Consider the following 13251-nt stretch of genomic DNA (forward strand, 5'->3'; position numbering starts at 1 on the left):
ACGGGAGGTGGTCGGTCCTACAGCGAAGACCGCTGATGAGCGTCCGCTGAGGACTACTTCTTGCCCGGCTTCTTCTTGCCGGCGATGGCGCGACGCGGACCCTTGCGGGTACGGGCGTTCGTGCTCGTGCGCTGGCCGTGGACCGGCAGGCCGCGACGGTGGCGCAGACCCTGGTAGCAGCCGATCTCGACCTTGCGGCGGATGTCGGCCTGGATCTCGCGACGGAGGTCACCCTCGGTCTTGAGGTTGCCGTCCACGTACTCGCGGAGCTTGACGAGGTCATCCTCGGCGAGGTCGCGGACGCGCACGTTGGGGTCGACGCCGGTGGCGGCGAGGGCTTCCTTGGACCGGGTGCGCCCGATGCCGAAGACATAGGTGAGGGCGACCTCGACGCGCTTTTCGCGCGGGAGGTCAACGCCTGCGAGGCGTGCCATTCATGGCTCCTGAGTGATTTCGGAGGTCTTCCGCAGTGACTCTCCCGGACCGCTGTGCTCTCTCCGGGTCCCCGGCCTCCGCCGGAGGTGTCGGCGCCATCAGCTGGTGCGGATGGCGTCGGACACTGCGTATATACGTTTTCGCTCGCGTCGCGCGAAGTACTGCGAGATGCAGAGGGGGTCGTGCGTCAGCCCTGGCGCTGCTTGTGGCGCAGGTTGTCACAGATGACCATGACCCGACCGTGGCGGCGGATCACCTTGCACTTGTCGCAGATCTTCTTGACGCTCGGCTTGACCTTCATGGTGTGAGGTTCTCCGGGTCAGTGCCGGCACCCCGGGAAGGGGGTGAGGCAAGATCTACTTGTATCGGTAGACGATCCGGCCACGCGTCAGGTCGTAGGGAGACAGCTCCACCACTACCCGGTCATCGGGAAGGATTCGGATGTAGTGCATCCGCATCTTGCCACTGATGTGCGCGAGGACCTTGTGACCGTTCTGGAGCTCCACCTTGAACATGGCGTTCGGGAGAGACTCGATCACGGTGCCCTCAATTTCGATGGCACCTTGCTTCTTGGCCACGCTTCGCCCTTCGAATCGGCTACCTTGATCGATTCTGGGCCCCCGAATGCGGACACACGGGTACACCAGAGCCGACGCGTCAGTCTACGGCAGGGCTCCCGAAAACACGAATCGGTGAGTTTGCCCACCCTTGGAGATCGTCAATCCCCTGATCCCCCGGATGCCCCGGGGGTCCGCTCACGCCAGCGGGTCCGGCGCGGCCGTGACACCCAGCTCCGCCAGCTTCGCTTTACCGCCGTCGACCGCCGTCAGGACCAGGGGGCCGTCCTCCGTCAGGGCCACCGAGTGCTCCCAGTGCGAGGACCACGTGCCGTCGGTCGTGATGACCGTCCACTCGTCGGACAGGACCTCCGTGTGCGGCGTGCCGAGCGAGACCATCGGCTCGATCGCCAGGCAGAAGCCGGGGACCAGCTTCGGGCCCTTGCCGCGCTTGCGGGAGACGTAGTTCAGCAGATGCGGGTCCATGTGCATCTGGGTGCCGATGCCGTGGCCGCCGTAGTCCTCGACGATGCCGTACTTGCCGCCGCCCGGCTTCGGCTGGCGGCGGATGTACGTCTCGATCGCCCGCGAGACGTCGACCAGCCGGGCACCGCCGCGCATCGCCGCGATCCCCGCCCACATCGACCCCTCCGTCACGCGCGAGAGCTCGATCAGCTCCGGGGCGTGACCGCCGCCCACGAACGCCGTGAAGGCCGCGTCGCCGTGCCAGCCGTCCACGATCGCGCCGGCGTCGATCGAGATGATGTCGCCGTCCTTCAGTACGGTCGTGGTGTCCGGGATCCCGTGCACCACCACCTCGTTGACCGAGGTGCAGATCGTCGCGGGGAACCCGCCGTAACCGAGGAAGTTGGGCTTCGCGCCATGGTCGGCGAGGACCTTGCGCGCGACCTCGTCCAGGTCCTTCGTGGTGGCGCCGGGCACCGCGGCCTCGCCGGTGGCCGCGTGGATCGCGGCGACGACCAGCCCGGCCTCGCGCATCTTCGCGATCTGCTCGGGGGTCTTGATCTCCACCATGACGGCGGCCTGCCTCACTCGGTCGAAGAAACGTTGTCTCAGCCGCGCGGCGTCCGCGCGGGCACATCTACGGTAGTCGCCCGGACAGCAGTACGGCCGTGGTGCCCACTCGGGCGCCCCGGCCGTATCACTGTGCCGTACAAGGTGGTACCGCGCTGAGAACCGGACCTAGGCGGCCCGGCCCCCCTCCTCCAGAGCCGCCATCGCGCGCTTGGTCACCTCGGCGACCTTGCCCAGCGCCGAGATGGTGACCACGAGGCCCTGCTCCCGGTAGTGGTCGATGATCGGCTCGGTCTGCGTGTGGTAGACCTCCAGCCGCGTGCGGACCGTCTCCTCGGAGTCGTCGTGCCGCTGGTACAGCTCACCGCCGCACACATCACACACACCCTGCTCCTTCGGCGGGCTGTAGGTGAGGTGGAAGACGTGCGAGCTGTCCTTGCGGCAGGTGCGCCGACCGGCGATCCGCTTGACCACCTCGTCCTCGTCGACCTCCAGGTCCAGCACGGCGTCCAGATGCAGCCCCTCGGCCGTGAGCGCCTTGTCGAGCGCCTCGGCCTGGAAGACGTTGCGGGGAAAGCCGTCCAGAAGGAAGCCGTTCGCGGCGTCCGGCTGCCCCATCCGTTCCAGCGCCATCGCGATGGTGACCTCGTCGGGAACCAGGTTCCCGGCGTTGATGTAGCTCTTCGCCTGTTTGCCGAGGTCGGTGCCCTGGCTCATGTTGGCGCGGAACAGATCACCGGTGGAGATGTGCGGAATGGAGAGGTTCTCGGCGAGGTACGCAGCCTGCGTTCCCTTGCCGGCACCGGGCGGTCCGACGAGGACAATTCGCATCAGCGGAGGAACCCTTCGTAATTACGCTGCTGGAGCTGGCTCTCGATCTGCTTCACGGTCTCCAGACCCACACCCACGATGATCAGGATGCTTGTCCCGCCGAACGGGAAGTTCTGGTTCGCGCCGCCGAAGCCTGCCAACGCCATCGTTGGGACGAGAGCGATCAACCCCAGGTACAGCGAGCCCGGCCAAGTGATCCGGTTGAGTACGTAACTCAGATACTCGGCAGTAGGTCGACCGGCCCGGATGCCCGGGATGAAGCCACCATACTTCTTCATGTTGTCCGCTACTTCTTCGGGGTTGAACGTGATGGCCACGTAGAAGAAGGCGAAGAACACGACCAGCACGAAGTAGGTCGCGATGTAGTACGGATGGTCACCCTTGATGAAGTGGGCTTCGATCCAGGTCTTCCAGCCCGACTGCGAGCTGGAGAACTGCGCGATCAGCGCCGGGATGTAGAGCAGCGACGACGCGAAGATGACGGGGATCACACCCGCCTGGTTCACCTTCAGCGGGATGTACGTGGACGTACCGCCGTAGGACCTGCGGCCGATCATCCGCTTCGCGTACTGGACGGGGATCCGGCGCTGCGCCTGCTCGACGAAGACGACGAGACCCACCATCACGAAGCCGATCAGAATGACCGTGCCGAACTCGATCCAGCCCTGGGCGAGCTTGCCGCTCTCCTTGATGGCCCACAGCGCGCCGGGGAAGCCGGCGGCGATGGAGATGAACATCAGGATGGACATGCCGTTGCCGATGCCCTTGTCGGTGATCATCTCACCGAGCCACATGACGGCGGCCGTACCGGCGGTCATCGTGATGACCATCGTGACGGTGATGAAGATCGACTGGTCCGGAACGATCTCCGAGGCGACGGGGCAGCCGCTGAAGAGCGCGCCGCTGCGTGCGGTAGCCACCAGACCGGTGCCCTGGAGCACCGCGAGGGCGACTGTCAGGTATCGGGTGTACTGAGTGATCTTGGCCTGACCGGACTGCCCTTCCTTCTTGAGGGCTTCGAGTCGGGGGATGACCACGGTCAGCAGCTGCAGGATGATGCTTGCCGTGATGTACGGCATGATGCCGAGCGCGAAGATCGTAATCTGCAGCAGCGCTCCGCCGCTGAACATGTTCACCAAGCCGAACAGGCTGTTGTTGCCCTTCTGGGCTGCGTCGACACACGTCTGAACGTTCTCGTAGCTGACGCCCGGGACGGGGATGTGCGCCCCGAACCGGTACAGCACGATGATGAACAGCGTGAAGAGCAGCTTCTTGCGCAGGTCGGGCGTCTTGAACGCCCGGGCGAACGCGGTGAGCACGGTGCCTCCTGCGACCCCCGCGCTCGCGCGTCAAGGGTGACGGTCTTGAGGATCGACGGATACATATCAGGCAAAAAGCCACGCGACCACCCCTGCGGAGAGTCCGCGTGGCTCGGGGTCCGGGGGCGGACCCCCGGGTTCATACAGCAATAGTGCACGCCACCTTACCGGCGTACCTGCTCCCCTGGAACGACCAACCGGGGATGCCCCTTTTGAGAGGCACCCCCGGTTGGTGTTCAGTCCATCGAATTCGTCCGAGACGTCTCAGACGAGTTCGGTGACGGAGCCGCCGGCGGCGGCAATCTTCTCCTTGGCGGAGCCGGAAGCGGCGTCAACCGAAACCGTCAGTGCCACGGAGATCTCGCCCTGGCCCAGGACCTTGACGAGGCTGTTCTTACGGACCGCGCCCTTGTCGACCAGATCGGCCACAGTGACCTCGCCACCCTGCGGGTAGAGCTCGGCCAGCTTGTCCAGGTTCACGACCTGGTACTCGGTGCGGAACGGGTTCTTGAAGCCCTTGAGCTTCGGGAGACGCATGTGGAGGGGCATCTGCCCGCCCTCGAAGCGCTCCGGAACCTGGTAACGGGCCTTGGTGCCCTTGGTGCCACGACCCGCGGTCTTGCCCTTGGACGCCTCGCCACGGCCCACACGGGTCTTGGCGGTCTTGGCTCCGGGGGCAGGACGGAGGTTGTGGACCTTCAGCGGCTTCTGCTCCGCCATGTCAGTCGACCTCCTCAACCGTCACGAGGTGCCGCACGGTGTTGGCCATGCCGCGGAACTCGGGACGGTCTTCCTTGACAACCACGTCGTTGACCCGCTTGAGGCCGAGCGAACGAAGGGTCTCGCGGTGGTTCTGCTTGCTGCCGATGTACGACTTCGTCTGCGTGATCTTGAGACGGGCCATCACGCACCCGCTCCCGCACGCGCCCTGAGCAGAGCCGCGGGGGCGACGTCCTCAAGGGGCAGACCGCGGCGGGCCGCGATCTCCTCGGGACGCTGCAGACCCTGAAGGGCCGCCACGGTCGCGTGCACGATGTTGATCGGGTTCGACGAACCGAGCGACTTCGACAGGATGTCGTGGACGCCGGCGCACTCGAGCACCGCACGCACCGGGCCACCGGCGATGACGCCGGTACCGGGGGACGCGGGCTTGAGCAGGACGACGCCCGCCGCCTTCTCACCCTGGATCGGGTGCGGGATGGTGCCCTGGATACGGGGGACCTTGAAGAAGTGCTTCTTGGCCTCCTCAACACCCTTGGCGATGGCGGCCGGCACCTCCTTGGCCTTGCCGTAACCGACACCCACGGTGCCGTCACCGTCGCCCACCACGACCAGCGCGGTGAAGCTGAAGCGACGACCACCCTTCACGACCTTGGCGACACGGTTGATCGCGACGACACGCTCGACGTACGCGGTCTTCTCGGCGGCAGCGCCACCGTCACGGCCCTTCCGGTCCCGCCGCTCGCCGCCACCGGCACCGCTTCCGCGGCGCTGGGGTCCAGCCATTGGATTTACCTCTCTCTGTTACGTCCGCTAGCTCCGGAACCGGGGCTTAGAACTTCAGCCCGGCTTCACGGGCGGCGTCAGCCAGAGCGGCAATCCGCCCGGCGTACTGGTTGCCACCACGGTCGAACACGACGGCCTCGATACCGGCGGCCTTGGCGCGCTCGGCGACCAGGGCACCCACCCGCTGTGCCTGGGCGCTCTTGTCGCCCTCGCCACCGCGGATCGAGGTGTCCAGGGTCGACGCCGAAGCGAGCGTGTGGCCCGCGATGTCGTCGATGACCTGGGCCACCATGTGGCGGTTGGAACGCGTCACAACGAGCCGGGGGCGCGCCTGCGTGCCCGAGACCTTCTTGCGTACGCGGATGTGCCGGCGCTTGATGGCAGCGGCCTTGTAGGCCTTGCCCTTGGCGATCTTCACACCGTATGCCATGGCTACTTACCCGCCTTTCCGACCTTGCGGCGGATGACCTCGCCGGCGTACTTGACGCCCTTGGCCTTGTACGGGTCGGGCTTCCGCAGCTTGCGGATGTTCGCCGCGACCTCGCCGACCTTCTGCTTGTCGATGCCCTCGACACTGAGCTTCGTCGGGGACTCGACCTTGAAGGTGATGCCTTCGGGCGCCTCGACGGTGATCGGGTGGCTGTATCCGAGCGCGAACTCCAGGTTGGAGCCCTTCGCCTGGACGCGGTAGCCGACACCGCTGATTTCGAGCGCCTTGGTGTATCCCTGGGTCACACCGGTGATCATGTTCGCCACCAGCGTGCGGGACAGGCCGTGGAGGGCCTTGTTCTGACGCTCGTCGTTCGGGCGCAGCACCTTGAGGGTGCCGTCGTCGCCCTTGGTGACCTCGATCGGCGCCGCCACGGTGTGCGAGAGGGAACCCTTGGGGCCCTTCACCGCGACCGTACGGCCGTCGATGGTGACGTCCACACCGGTGGGAACCTGGATGGGGAGCTTGCCGATTCGCGACATGAGCTTTTCCTCCGTTCCCGACTACCAGACGTAGGCGAGGACTTCCCCACCTACGCCCTTCTTGCCTGCCTGCTGGCCCGTCAGAAGACCGTGGGACGTGGAGATGATCGCCACGCCCAGGCCGCCGAGCACCTTGGGCAGGTTGGTGGACTTGGCATACACGCGCAGACCCGGCTTCGAGATGCGCTTGATGCCGGCGATCGAACGCTCGCGGTTCGGGCCGAACTTCAGCTCAAGGGTGAGGCTCTTGCCGACCTCGGCGTCCTCGACCTTCCAGCCGGTGATGAAGCCCTCCTGCTGGAGGATCTCCGCGATGTGCGACTTGATCTTGCTGTGCGGCATCTCGACGGTGTCGTGATACGCCGAGTTCGCGTTACGCAGACGCGTGAGCATGTCTGCGATGGGATCAGTCATGGTCATGAATTGGCCTTCGGCCTCTCTCGCCGGGGTTTCCTGTATGCGCCATCCCTCTCCCCGCTCGATGGCGGGACGGGTGCGGTGCGGGGACCTACGGCGTAGTAAGTTTTGGGCGCCGGACGCCCAACCCCGCAAGCCTACGGCATGTGGGGCAGGGCATCCGCCGACCAGTTGCTTACCGAGAGCGTCTGGTTGATTCTCGAATCCAATCCGCCGGCCGTAGGCCGCCCTTGAGGGGCGGTGGTCGGGTGACGGGTGGGCGGAGAACTACCAGGAGCTCTTGGTGACGCCCGGCAGCTCGCCGCGGTGTGCCATCTCACGAAGGCAGACACGGCAGAGGCCGAACTTGCGGTAGACGGAGTGGGGGCGCCCGCAGCGCTGGCAGCGGGTGTAACCGCGCACGCCGAACTTCGGCTTGCGGGCGGCCTTAGCGATCAGAGCCTTCTTCGCCACGGTCAGTTCTCCTTGAACGGGAAGCCGAGGTGACGAAGGAGGGCACGACCCTCGTCGTCGTTGGTCGCCGTGGTCACCACGGTGATGTCCATGCCCCGGACCCGGTCGATCTTGTCCTGGTCGATCTCGTGGAACATGACCTGCTCCGTGAGACCGAAGGTGTAGTTGCCACGGCCGTCGAACTGCTTCGGCGACAGGCCGCGGAAGTCACGGATACGCGGCAGCGCGAGCGACAGCGTACGGTCCAGGAACTCCCACATGCGGTCACCGCGGAGGGTGACGTGGCAGCCGATCGGCTGCCCCTCGCGCAGCTTGAACTGCGCGATCGACTTGCGGGCCTTGGTCACGGCCGGCTTCTGGCCGGTGATCGTGGTGAGGTCCTTGATGGCACCCTCGATCAGCTTGGAGTCGCGGGCGGCGTCGCCCACACCCATGTTGACCACGATCTTGACGAGACCGGGGATCTGCATGACGTTCTCGTACGAGAACTCCTCACGCAGCTTGCCGGCGATCTCCTCGCGGTAGCGCAGCTTCAGACGCGGCGCGGTGGTGGTGGTCGTCATCAGATGTCCTCACCGGTCCGCTTGGCAACGCGGATCTTGTTGCCCTCGTCGTCAAAGCGGTACCCGACGCGGGTGGCGACCTTCTTGCCGTCCTTCTCCACGACCAGCTGAACGTTGCTGACGTGGACAGGGGCCTCGGTCGTCACGATGCCGCCGGTCTGCGAACCACGAGCGGTCTGGCCGGCCTTGGTGTGCTTCTTGACCCGGTTGACACCCTCGACGAGGACGCGGTCCTGCGTGGGGTAGGCCACGATGACCTTGCCCTGCTTGCCCTTGTCCTTGCCGGTGATGACCTGAACCAGGTCGCCCTTCTTGATCTTCATGCTTACAGCACCTCCGGCGCGAGCGAGATGATCTTCATGAACTTCTTCTCGCGCAGCTCACGGCCCACCGGGCCGAAGATACGGGTGCCACGAGGGTCGCCGTCGTTCTTCAGAATGACGGCGGCGTTCTCGTCGAAGCGGATGTACGAGCCGTCCTGGCGGCGGCGCTCCTTCACGGTGCGAACGATGACCGCCTTGATGACGTCACCCTTCTTCACGTTGCCACCGGGGATCGCGTCCTTGACGGTGGCGACGATGACGTCACCGATACCCGCGTAGCGGCGACCCGAGCCACCGAGAACACGGATGCAAAGGATCTCCTTGGCACCAGTGTTGTCGGCGACACGCAGTCGCGACTCCTGCTGGATCACGTCTATCTCCTGATCGTCTGCCGGTTCCCGGCGGGGGCCGTCCTCTTACGGCCGGCCCCCGCCGAGCCTGGCGGAACTACTCCCAGAGAATGCCCTGGGAGGGATTACTGCGGCCTGGACTACTTGGCCTTCTCAAGGATCTCGACGATGCGCCAGCGCTTCGTCGCGGACAGCGGCCGGGTCTCCATGAGGAGGACACGGTCGCCGATCCCGGCGGCGTTCTGCTCGTCGTGCGCCTTGAGCTTGTTCGTACGGCGGATGACCTTGCCGTACAGGGCGTGCTTCACGCGGTCCTCGACAGCGACGACGACGGTCTTGTCCATCTTGTCGCTGACGACGAGACCCTCACGGGTCTTGCGGAATCCGCGCTCGCTCTTCGCGGTCGTCTCGGTCACGTTGCTCTCAGTCATCAGGCGCTCTCCACCGTCTCGATGCCCAGCTCGCGCTCACGCATCAGGGTGTAGATCCGCGCGATGTCCTTCCGGACCAGCTTCAGCCGGCCGTGGTTCTCAAGCTGACCGGTCGCCGCCTGGAAGCGGAGGTTGAACAGCTCTTCCTTGGCCTCGCGAAGCTTGTCGACAAGCTCCTCGTTGCCCAGTTCACGCAGCTCGGACGCCTTGGTAACGGCCGCCATCACGACTCACCTGCCTCGCGCCGAACGATGCGGCACTTCATCGGAAGCTTGTGGGCGGCGCGGGTGAGCGCCTCCTTGGCAACCTTCTCGTTCGGGTAGGACAGCTCGAACATCACCCGGCCGGGCTTGACGTTCGCGATCCACCACTCGGGAGAACCCTTACCGGAACCCATGCGGGTCTCGGCGGGCTTCTTCGTGAGCGGACGGTCCGGGTAGATGTTGATCCAGACCTTGCCGCCACGCTTGATGTGGCGGGTCATCGCGATACGAGCCGCCTCGATCTGGCGGTTCGTCACGTACGCCGGGGTCAGCGCCTGGATGCCGTACTCGCCGAACGCAACCTGCGTACCACCCTTGGACATTCCGCTGCGCTTCGGGTGGTGCTGCTTGCGGTGCTTGACCCTACGGGGGATCAGCATTTCGGTCAGGCCTCCGTTCCGCCGGTAGAAGTGGGCGCGGCCTCCGCTGCCGGAGCAGCCGTGGCACCGGCCTTCGCCGACTCGGGAGCCTCGGCACCCGGAGCCTGCTGCGGCTTGCGGCCACCACGACCGCCGCGCTCGCCACCGCGGCCACCGCGGCCGGCGGGGCGGTCGCTGCCGCCGCCACGGGCCGGACGGTTGCCCGCGCGCGCCGCGGCGTTCTCGGCGCGCACCTCGGCGATGTTCTTGACGTCGCCCTTGTAGATCCAGACCTTCACGCCGATACGGCCGAAGGTCGTCTTGGCCTCGAAGAAGCCGTAGTCGACGTTGGCACGGAGCGTGTGCAGGGGCACGCGGCCCTCGCGGTAGAACTCCGAGCGCGACATCTCGGCGCCGCCGAGGCGGCCACCGCACTGGATCTTGATGCCCTTGGCGCCGGCCTTCATCGTCGACTGCATGCTCTTGCGCATGGCGCGACGGAAGGAGACACGCGAGGACAGCTGCTCGGCGACGGCCTGGGCCACCAGCTGAGCGTCCACCTCGGGGTTCTTGACCTCAAGGATGTTCAGCTGGACCTGCTTGCCGGTCAGCTTCTCCAGCTCGCCGCGGATACGGTCGGCCTCGGCGCCGCGGCGGCCGATGACGATGCCCGGACGTGCGGTGTGGATGTCCACGCGGACGCGGTCACGGGTGCGCTCGATCTCCACCTTGGAGATACCGGCACGCTCCATCCCCTTCGTCATCATGCGACGAATGGCGACGTCTTCCTTGACGTAGTCCTTGTACAGCTTGTCGGCATACCAGCGGGACTTGAAGTCCGTGGTGATACCGAGCCGGAACCCATGCGGGTTAACCTTCTGGCCCATTACCGGGTTCCTTCCTTGCTGCTGACGACCACGGTGATGTGGCTGGTCCGCTTACGGATCCGGTAGGCGCGGCCCTGGGCACGCGGCCGGAACCGCTTCAGGGTCGGACCCTCGTCCACGTACGCCTCGCTGATGACCAGCGAAGTGGCGTCGGAGTGGTCGTAGTTGTGCGCGGCGTTGGCAATGGCGCTGTCCAGCACCTTGCCGACCGGCACGCTCGCGGCCTGCGGGGCGAAACGCAGGACCGCCTGAGCCTCCGTGGCGTCCATGCCACGGATGAGGTCCACCACGCGGCGGGCCTTCATGGGCGTGACGCGGATGTACCGCGCCTGGGCCCTGGCTTCCATGGTTGTCCCTTCGGTGTAAGTCATAGTCGTTTCCACCCCGCGGTTAGCGGCGCTTCGACTTCCGGTCGTCCTTGACGTGGCCGCGGAAGGTGCGAGTCGGCGAGAACTCGCCGAGCTTGTGGCCGACCATCGACTCGGTGACGAACACCGGGACATGGATCTTGCCGTTGTGCACCGCGATGGTGTGGCCCAGCATTGCCGGGACGATCATCGAGCGACGGGACCAGGTCTTGATGACGTTCTTGGTGCCAGCTTCGTTCTGGACGTCCACCTTCTTGATGAGGTGGCCGTCGACGAAGGGCCCCTTCTTGAGACTGCGCGGCATCTGAAAACCCGCTCCTAGCGCTTCTTGTTCGTCTTGCGGCGGCGGACGATGTACTTGTTGCTCGCCTTCTTCGGCGAACGCGTACGACCTTCCTTCTGACCCCACGGGCTGACCGGGTGGCGACCACCAGAGGTCTTGCCCTCACCACCACCGTGCGGGTGGTCAACGGGGTTCATGGCGACACCGCGGACGGTCGGGCGGACGCCCTTCCAGCGCATACGGCCGGCCTTGCCCCAGTTGATGTTCGACTGCTCGGCGTTGCCGACCTCACCGATGGTGGCGCGGCAGCGGACGTCGACCAGCCGGATCTCTCCGGACGGCATACGAAGGTGGGCCATGGAGCCCTCCTTCGCCAGCAGCTGTACGGAAGTGCCCGCGGAACGGGCGAACTTCGCGCCGCCGCCGGGACGCAGCTCGATGGCGTGGATGGTCGTACCGACCGGGATGTTGCGCAGCGCCAGGTTGTTGCCGGGCTTGATGTCGGCGGACGGGCCGTTCTCGACACGGCTGCCCTGCGCCAGGCCACGCGGCGCGAGAATGTAGCGCTTCTCGCCGTCCGCGTAGTGCAGGAGCGCGATGCGCGCGGTGCGGTTCGGGTCGTACTCGATGTGGGCGACCTTGGCCGGCACACCGTCCTTGTCGTGACGACGGAAGTCGATCAGACGGAAGGCGCGCTTGTGGCCGCCGCCCTGGTGGCGAACGGTCACACGACCGGCGTTGTTACGGCCGCCCTTGCTGTGCAGCGGGCGGACCAGCGACTTCTCCGGCGTGGACCGCGTGATCTCGACGAAGTCGGCGACGCTGGAGCCACGACGGCCCGGGGTCGTCGGCTTGTACTTGCGGATACCCATTTCTCAGTCCTCGGAATATTCCGGACTTCGATTCGATCCGACTTCCGTTAGGAAGTCGGGCCGCCGAAGATGTCGATACGGTCGCCCTCGGCGAGGGTCACGATGGCGCGCTTGGTGTCCGAGCGCTTGCCGAAACCGGTGCGGGTGCGCTTGCGCTTGCCCTGCCGGTTGATCGTGTTGACCCCGGTGACCTTGACCGAGAAGACCGCCTCGACGGCCTGCTTGATCTGGGTCTTGTTGGAGCCGGGCGCGACGATGAACGTGTACTTGTTCTCGTCGAGCAGCGCGTAGCTCTTCTCGGACACCACGGGCTTGACGAGAACGTCACGCGGGTCCGTGAAGGTCTTGCTGGTGATCTCGGCCATCAGGCTTCGCTCCCCTCGGTCTCGGCAGTCTGTCGCGCAGCCCCGCCGGACACGAAGGACTCGAAGGCGGCCTTGGTGAAGACCACGTCGTCGGAGACAAGCACGTCGTACGTGTTGAGCTGTCCCGGGTCCAGCAGGTGGACCTCGGGGAGATTGCGCGCGGACAGCCACGCGTTCTCGTCGCTCCGCTCGACGACCAGGAGCACGTTCTTGCGCTCGCTGACCTTGCCGAGCAGGGTCTTGGCGGCCTTGGTGGACGCCACGCCCTCGACCACGTCGGAGACGACGTGGATACGGGCGTTGCGGGCCCGGTCGGTGAGGGCCCCGCGCAGGGCGGCGACCTTCATCTTCTTCGGGGTCCGCTGCGAGTAGTCACGCGGGGTGGGGCCGTGTACGACGCCACCGCCGGCGAACTGCGGCGCACGGGTCGAACCCTGACGGGCGCGGCCGGTGCCCTTCTGGCGGTAAGGCTTCTTGCCACCACCACGGACCTCGCCACGGCGCTTGACCTTGTGCGTGCCCTGACGGGCGGCGGCCAGCTGCGCGACGACGACCTGGTGGATCAGCGGGATGCTGACCTTGGCGTCGAAGATCTCGGCCGGGAGCTCGACGGTCCCGGTCTTGTCGCCCGAGGGCGACATGATGTCGATGGTGCTGCTCAT

General features: G+C 66.0%; 25 protein-coding genes. All 25 read right to left on the reverse strand.

Translation table 11 applies throughout. The features are described 5' to 3' along the window. Nucleotides 1-53: 53 nt before the first annotated feature. A complete protein-coding gene (gene rpsM, locus OIE74_RS14780) occupies nucleotides 54-434 on the reverse strand; it encodes a 30S ribosomal protein S13 (protein ID WP_329383102.1) in 381 nt (126 codons plus the stop codon). 188 nt (nucleotides 435-622) lie between these two features. Then, a complete protein-coding gene (gene rpmJ, locus OIE74_RS14785; protein WP_003956441.1) occupies nucleotides 623-736 on the reverse strand; it encodes a 50S ribosomal protein L36 in 114 nt (37 codons plus the stop codon). Nucleotides 737-791: 55 nt separating this feature from the next. Next, nucleotides 792-1013 carry a translation initiation factor IF-1 gene (gene infA / locus OIE74_RS14790; RefSeq protein WP_003956442.1) on the reverse strand — a complete coding sequence of 74 codons (222 nt, stop codon included), beginning with the start codon at nucleotides 1011-1013 and terminating at the stop codon, nucleotides 792-794. Nucleotides 1014-1190: 177 nt separating this feature from the next. Beyond that, entirely contained in the window at nucleotides 1191-2027 is an 837-nt protein-coding gene (gene map, locus OIE74_RS14795) for a type I methionyl aminopeptidase (protein ID WP_329392301.1), read from the reverse strand. A 168-nt stretch (nucleotides 2028-2195) separates the two neighbouring features. Further along, nucleotides 2196-2858, reverse strand: a complete 663-nt coding sequence (locus OIE74_RS14800) for an adenylate kinase (RefSeq protein ID WP_329383105.1) — start codon at nucleotides 2856-2858, stop codon at nucleotides 2196-2198. Further along, complete coding sequence (gene secY / locus OIE74_RS14805) at nucleotides 2858-4177, reverse strand: preprotein translocase subunit SecY (protein WP_078075536.1); 1320 nt, start codon at nucleotides 4175-4177, stop codon at nucleotides 2858-2860. Before secY ends, OIE74_RS14800 begins: the two co-directional genes overlap by 1 nt. A gap of 264 nt (nucleotides 4178-4441) precedes the next feature. Beyond that, entirely contained in the window at nucleotides 4442-4897 is a 456-nt protein-coding gene (gene rplO / locus OIE74_RS14810; RefSeq protein ID WP_023539328.1) for a 50S ribosomal protein L15, read from the reverse strand. A 1-nt stretch (nucleotide 4898) separates the two neighbouring features. Continuing rightward, a complete protein-coding gene (gene rpmD, locus OIE74_RS14815) occupies nucleotides 4899-5081 on the reverse strand; it encodes a 50S ribosomal protein L30 (RefSeq protein WP_329383108.1) in 183 nt (60 codons plus the stop codon). Further along, entirely contained in the window at nucleotides 5081-5683 is a 603-nt protein-coding gene (rpsE, locus tag OIE74_RS14820) for a 30S ribosomal protein S5 (protein ID WP_023539330.1), read from the reverse strand. Before rpsE ends, rpmD begins: the two co-directional genes overlap by 1 nt. Before the next feature lie 46 nt (nucleotides 5684-5729). Further along, complete coding sequence (gene rplR / locus OIE74_RS14825) at nucleotides 5730-6113, reverse strand: 50S ribosomal protein L18 (protein ID WP_329383110.1); 384 nt, start codon at nucleotides 6111-6113, stop codon at nucleotides 5730-5732. A 2-nt stretch (nucleotides 6114-6115) separates the two neighbouring features. Then, nucleotides 6116-6655, reverse strand: coding sequence for a 50S ribosomal protein L6 (gene rplF / locus OIE74_RS14830; protein WP_329383113.1), 540 nt, complete (start codon nucleotides 6653-6655; stop codon nucleotides 6116-6118). A gap of 21 nt (nucleotides 6656-6676) precedes the next feature. Then, entirely contained in the window at nucleotides 6677-7075 is a 399-nt protein-coding gene (rpsH, locus tag OIE74_RS14835) for a 30S ribosomal protein S8 (protein WP_023539333.1), read from the reverse strand. A 264-nt stretch (nucleotides 7076-7339) separates the two neighbouring features. After that, the gene (locus OIE74_RS14840) at nucleotides 7340-7525 is read right to left on the reverse strand and encodes a type Z 30S ribosomal protein S14 (RefSeq protein ID WP_003948630.1); all 186 of its coding nucleotides are present in this window, start codon (nucleotides 7523-7525) and stop codon (nucleotides 7340-7342) included. 2 nt (nucleotides 7526-7527) lie between these two features. Beyond that, nucleotides 7528-8088: a 50S ribosomal protein L5 gene (gene rplE / locus OIE74_RS14845; protein WP_329383115.1), complete on the reverse strand. Its 561-nt coding sequence runs from the start codon at nucleotides 8086-8088 to the stop codon at nucleotides 7528-7530. Further along, nucleotides 8088-8411 carry a 50S ribosomal protein L24 gene (gene rplX, locus OIE74_RS14850; RefSeq protein WP_329383118.1) on the reverse strand — a complete coding sequence of 108 codons (324 nt, stop codon included), beginning with the start codon at nucleotides 8409-8411 and terminating at the stop codon, nucleotides 8088-8090. Before rplX ends, rplE begins: the two co-directional genes overlap by 1 nt. A gap of 2 nt (nucleotides 8412-8413) precedes the next feature. After that, on the reverse strand, nucleotides 8414-8782 hold the full coding sequence (rplN, locus tag OIE74_RS14855) for a 50S ribosomal protein L14 (protein WP_023539336.1): 369 nt from the start codon (nucleotides 8780-8782) through the stop codon (nucleotides 8414-8416). Nucleotides 8783-8901: 119 nt separating this feature from the next. Further along, nucleotides 8902-9192 carry a 30S ribosomal protein S17 gene (gene rpsQ / locus OIE74_RS14860; RefSeq protein ID WP_329383121.1) on the reverse strand — a complete coding sequence of 97 codons (291 nt, stop codon included), beginning with the start codon at nucleotides 9190-9192 and terminating at the stop codon, nucleotides 8902-8904. Beyond that, entirely contained in the window at nucleotides 9192-9416 is a 225-nt protein-coding gene (rpmC, locus tag OIE74_RS14865; RefSeq protein ID WP_031230018.1) for a 50S ribosomal protein L29, read from the reverse strand. The genes rpsQ and rpmC overlap by 1 nt, the downstream gene beginning before the upstream one ends. Then, the gene (rplP, locus tag OIE74_RS14870; protein WP_023539339.1) at nucleotides 9416-9835 is read right to left on the reverse strand and encodes a 50S ribosomal protein L16; all 420 of its coding nucleotides are present in this window, start codon (nucleotides 9833-9835) and stop codon (nucleotides 9416-9418) included. The genes rpmC and rplP overlap by 1 nt, the downstream gene beginning before the upstream one ends. Before the next feature lie 5 nt (nucleotides 9836-9840). Further along, entirely contained in the window at nucleotides 9841-10701 is an 861-nt protein-coding gene (gene rpsC / locus OIE74_RS14875; protein WP_329383124.1) for a 30S ribosomal protein S3, read from the reverse strand. Next, entirely contained in the window at nucleotides 10701-11048 is a 348-nt protein-coding gene (rplV, locus tag OIE74_RS14880; RefSeq protein WP_189107821.1) for a 50S ribosomal protein L22, read from the reverse strand. Before rplV ends, rpsC begins: the two co-directional genes overlap by 1 nt. A 43-nt stretch (nucleotides 11049-11091) precedes the next feature. Beyond that, nucleotides 11092-11373 (reverse strand): 30S ribosomal protein S19, encoded by a 282-nt coding sequence (gene rpsS / locus OIE74_RS14885; RefSeq protein ID WP_003966956.1) that lies wholly within the window; start codon nucleotides 11371-11373, stop codon nucleotides 11092-11094. A 14-nt stretch (nucleotides 11374-11387) separates the two neighbouring features. Next, entirely contained in the window at nucleotides 11388-12224 is an 837-nt protein-coding gene (gene rplB, locus OIE74_RS14890) for a 50S ribosomal protein L2 (RefSeq protein ID WP_329383126.1), read from the reverse strand. A 47-nt stretch (nucleotides 12225-12271) separates the two neighbouring features. Further along, nucleotides 12272-12589 carry a 50S ribosomal protein L23 gene (rplW, locus tag OIE74_RS14895; RefSeq protein ID WP_078075546.1) on the reverse strand — a complete coding sequence of 106 codons (318 nt, stop codon included), beginning with the start codon at nucleotides 12587-12589 and terminating at the stop codon, nucleotides 12272-12274. After that, a complete protein-coding gene (rplD, locus tag OIE74_RS14900) occupies nucleotides 12589-13251 on the reverse strand; it encodes a 50S ribosomal protein L4 (RefSeq protein ID WP_329383129.1) in 663 nt (220 codons plus the stop codon). Before rplD ends, rplW begins: the two co-directional genes overlap by 1 nt.

Source organism: Streptomyces sp. NBC_01716 (assembly GCF_036248275.1).
Lineage (GTDB): Bacteria > Actinomycetota > Actinomycetes > Streptomycetales > Streptomycetaceae > Streptomyces.

Coding starts and splice junctions, on each gene's coding strand:
- rpsM (WP_329383102.1), bottom strand. CDS start 434: ATGGCACGCCTCGCAGGCGTTGACCTCCCGCGCGAAAAGCGCGTCGAG.
- rpmJ (WP_003956441.1), bottom strand. CDS start 736: ATGAAGGTCAAGCCGAGCGTCAAGAAGATCTGCGACAAGTGCAAGGTG.
- map (WP_329392301.1), bottom strand. CDS start 2,027: ATGGTGGAGATCAAGACCCCCGAGCAGATCGCGAAGATGCGCGAGGCC.
- OIE74_RS14800 (WP_329383105.1), bottom strand. CDS start 2,858: ATGCGAATTGTCCTCGTCGGACCGCCCGGTGCCGGCAAGGGAACGCAG.
- rplO (WP_023539328.1), bottom strand. CDS start 4,897: ATGGCGGAGCAGAAGCCGCTGAAGGTCCACAACCTCCGTCCTGCCCCC.
- rpmD (WP_329383108.1), bottom strand. CDS start 5,081: ATGGCCCGTCTCAAGATCACGCAGACGAAGTCGTACATCGGCAGCAAG.
- rpsE (WP_023539330.1), bottom strand. CDS start 5,683: ATGGCTGGACCCCAGCGCCGCGGAAGCGGTGCCGGTGGCGGCGAGCGG.
- rplR (WP_329383110.1), bottom strand. CDS start 6,113: ATGGCATACGGTGTGAAGATCGCCAAGGGCAAGGCCTACAAGGCCGCT.
- rplF (WP_329383113.1), bottom strand. CDS start 6,655: ATGTCGCGAATCGGCAAGCTCCCCATCCAGGTTCCCACCGGTGTGGAC.
- rpsH (WP_023539333.1), bottom strand. CDS start 7,075: ATGACCATGACTGATCCCATCGCAGACATGCTCACGCGTCTGCGTAAC.
- rplE (WP_329383115.1), bottom strand. CDS start 8,088: ATGACGACCACCACCACCGCGCCGCGTCTGAAGCTGCGCTACCGCGAG.
- rplX (WP_329383118.1), bottom strand. CDS start 8,411: ATGAAGATCAAGAAGGGCGACCTGGTTCAGGTCATCACCGGCAAGGAC.
- rpsQ (WP_329383121.1), bottom strand. CDS start 9,192: ATGACTGAGAGCAACGTGACCGAGACGACCGCGAAGAGCGAGCGCGGA.
- rpmC (WP_031230018.1), bottom strand. CDS start 9,416: ATGGCGGCCGTTACCAAGGCGTCCGAGCTGCGTGAACTGGGCAACGAG.
- rplP (WP_023539339.1), bottom strand. CDS start 9,835: ATGCTGATCCCCCGTAGGGTCAAGCACCGCAAGCAGCACCACCCGAAG.
- rpsC (WP_329383124.1), bottom strand. CDS start 10,701: ATGGGCCAGAAGGTTAACCCGCATGGGTTCCGGCTCGGTATCACCACG.
- rplV (WP_189107821.1), bottom strand. CDS start 11,048: ATGGAAGCCAGGGCCCAGGCGCGGTACATCCGCGTCACGCCCATGAAG.
- rpsS (WP_003966956.1), bottom strand. CDS start 11,373: ATGCCGCGCAGTCTCAAGAAGGGGCCCTTCGTCGACGGCCACCTCATC.
- rplB (WP_329383126.1), bottom strand. CDS start 12,224: ATGGGTATCCGCAAGTACAAGCCGACGACCCCGGGCCGTCGTGGCTCC.
- rplW (WP_078075546.1), bottom strand. CDS start 12,589: ATGGCCGAGATCACCAGCAAGACCTTCACGGACCCGCGTGACGTTCTC.
- rplD (WP_329383129.1), bottom strand. CDS start 13,251: ATGAGCAGCACCATCGACATCATGTCGCCCTCGGGCGACAAGACCGGG.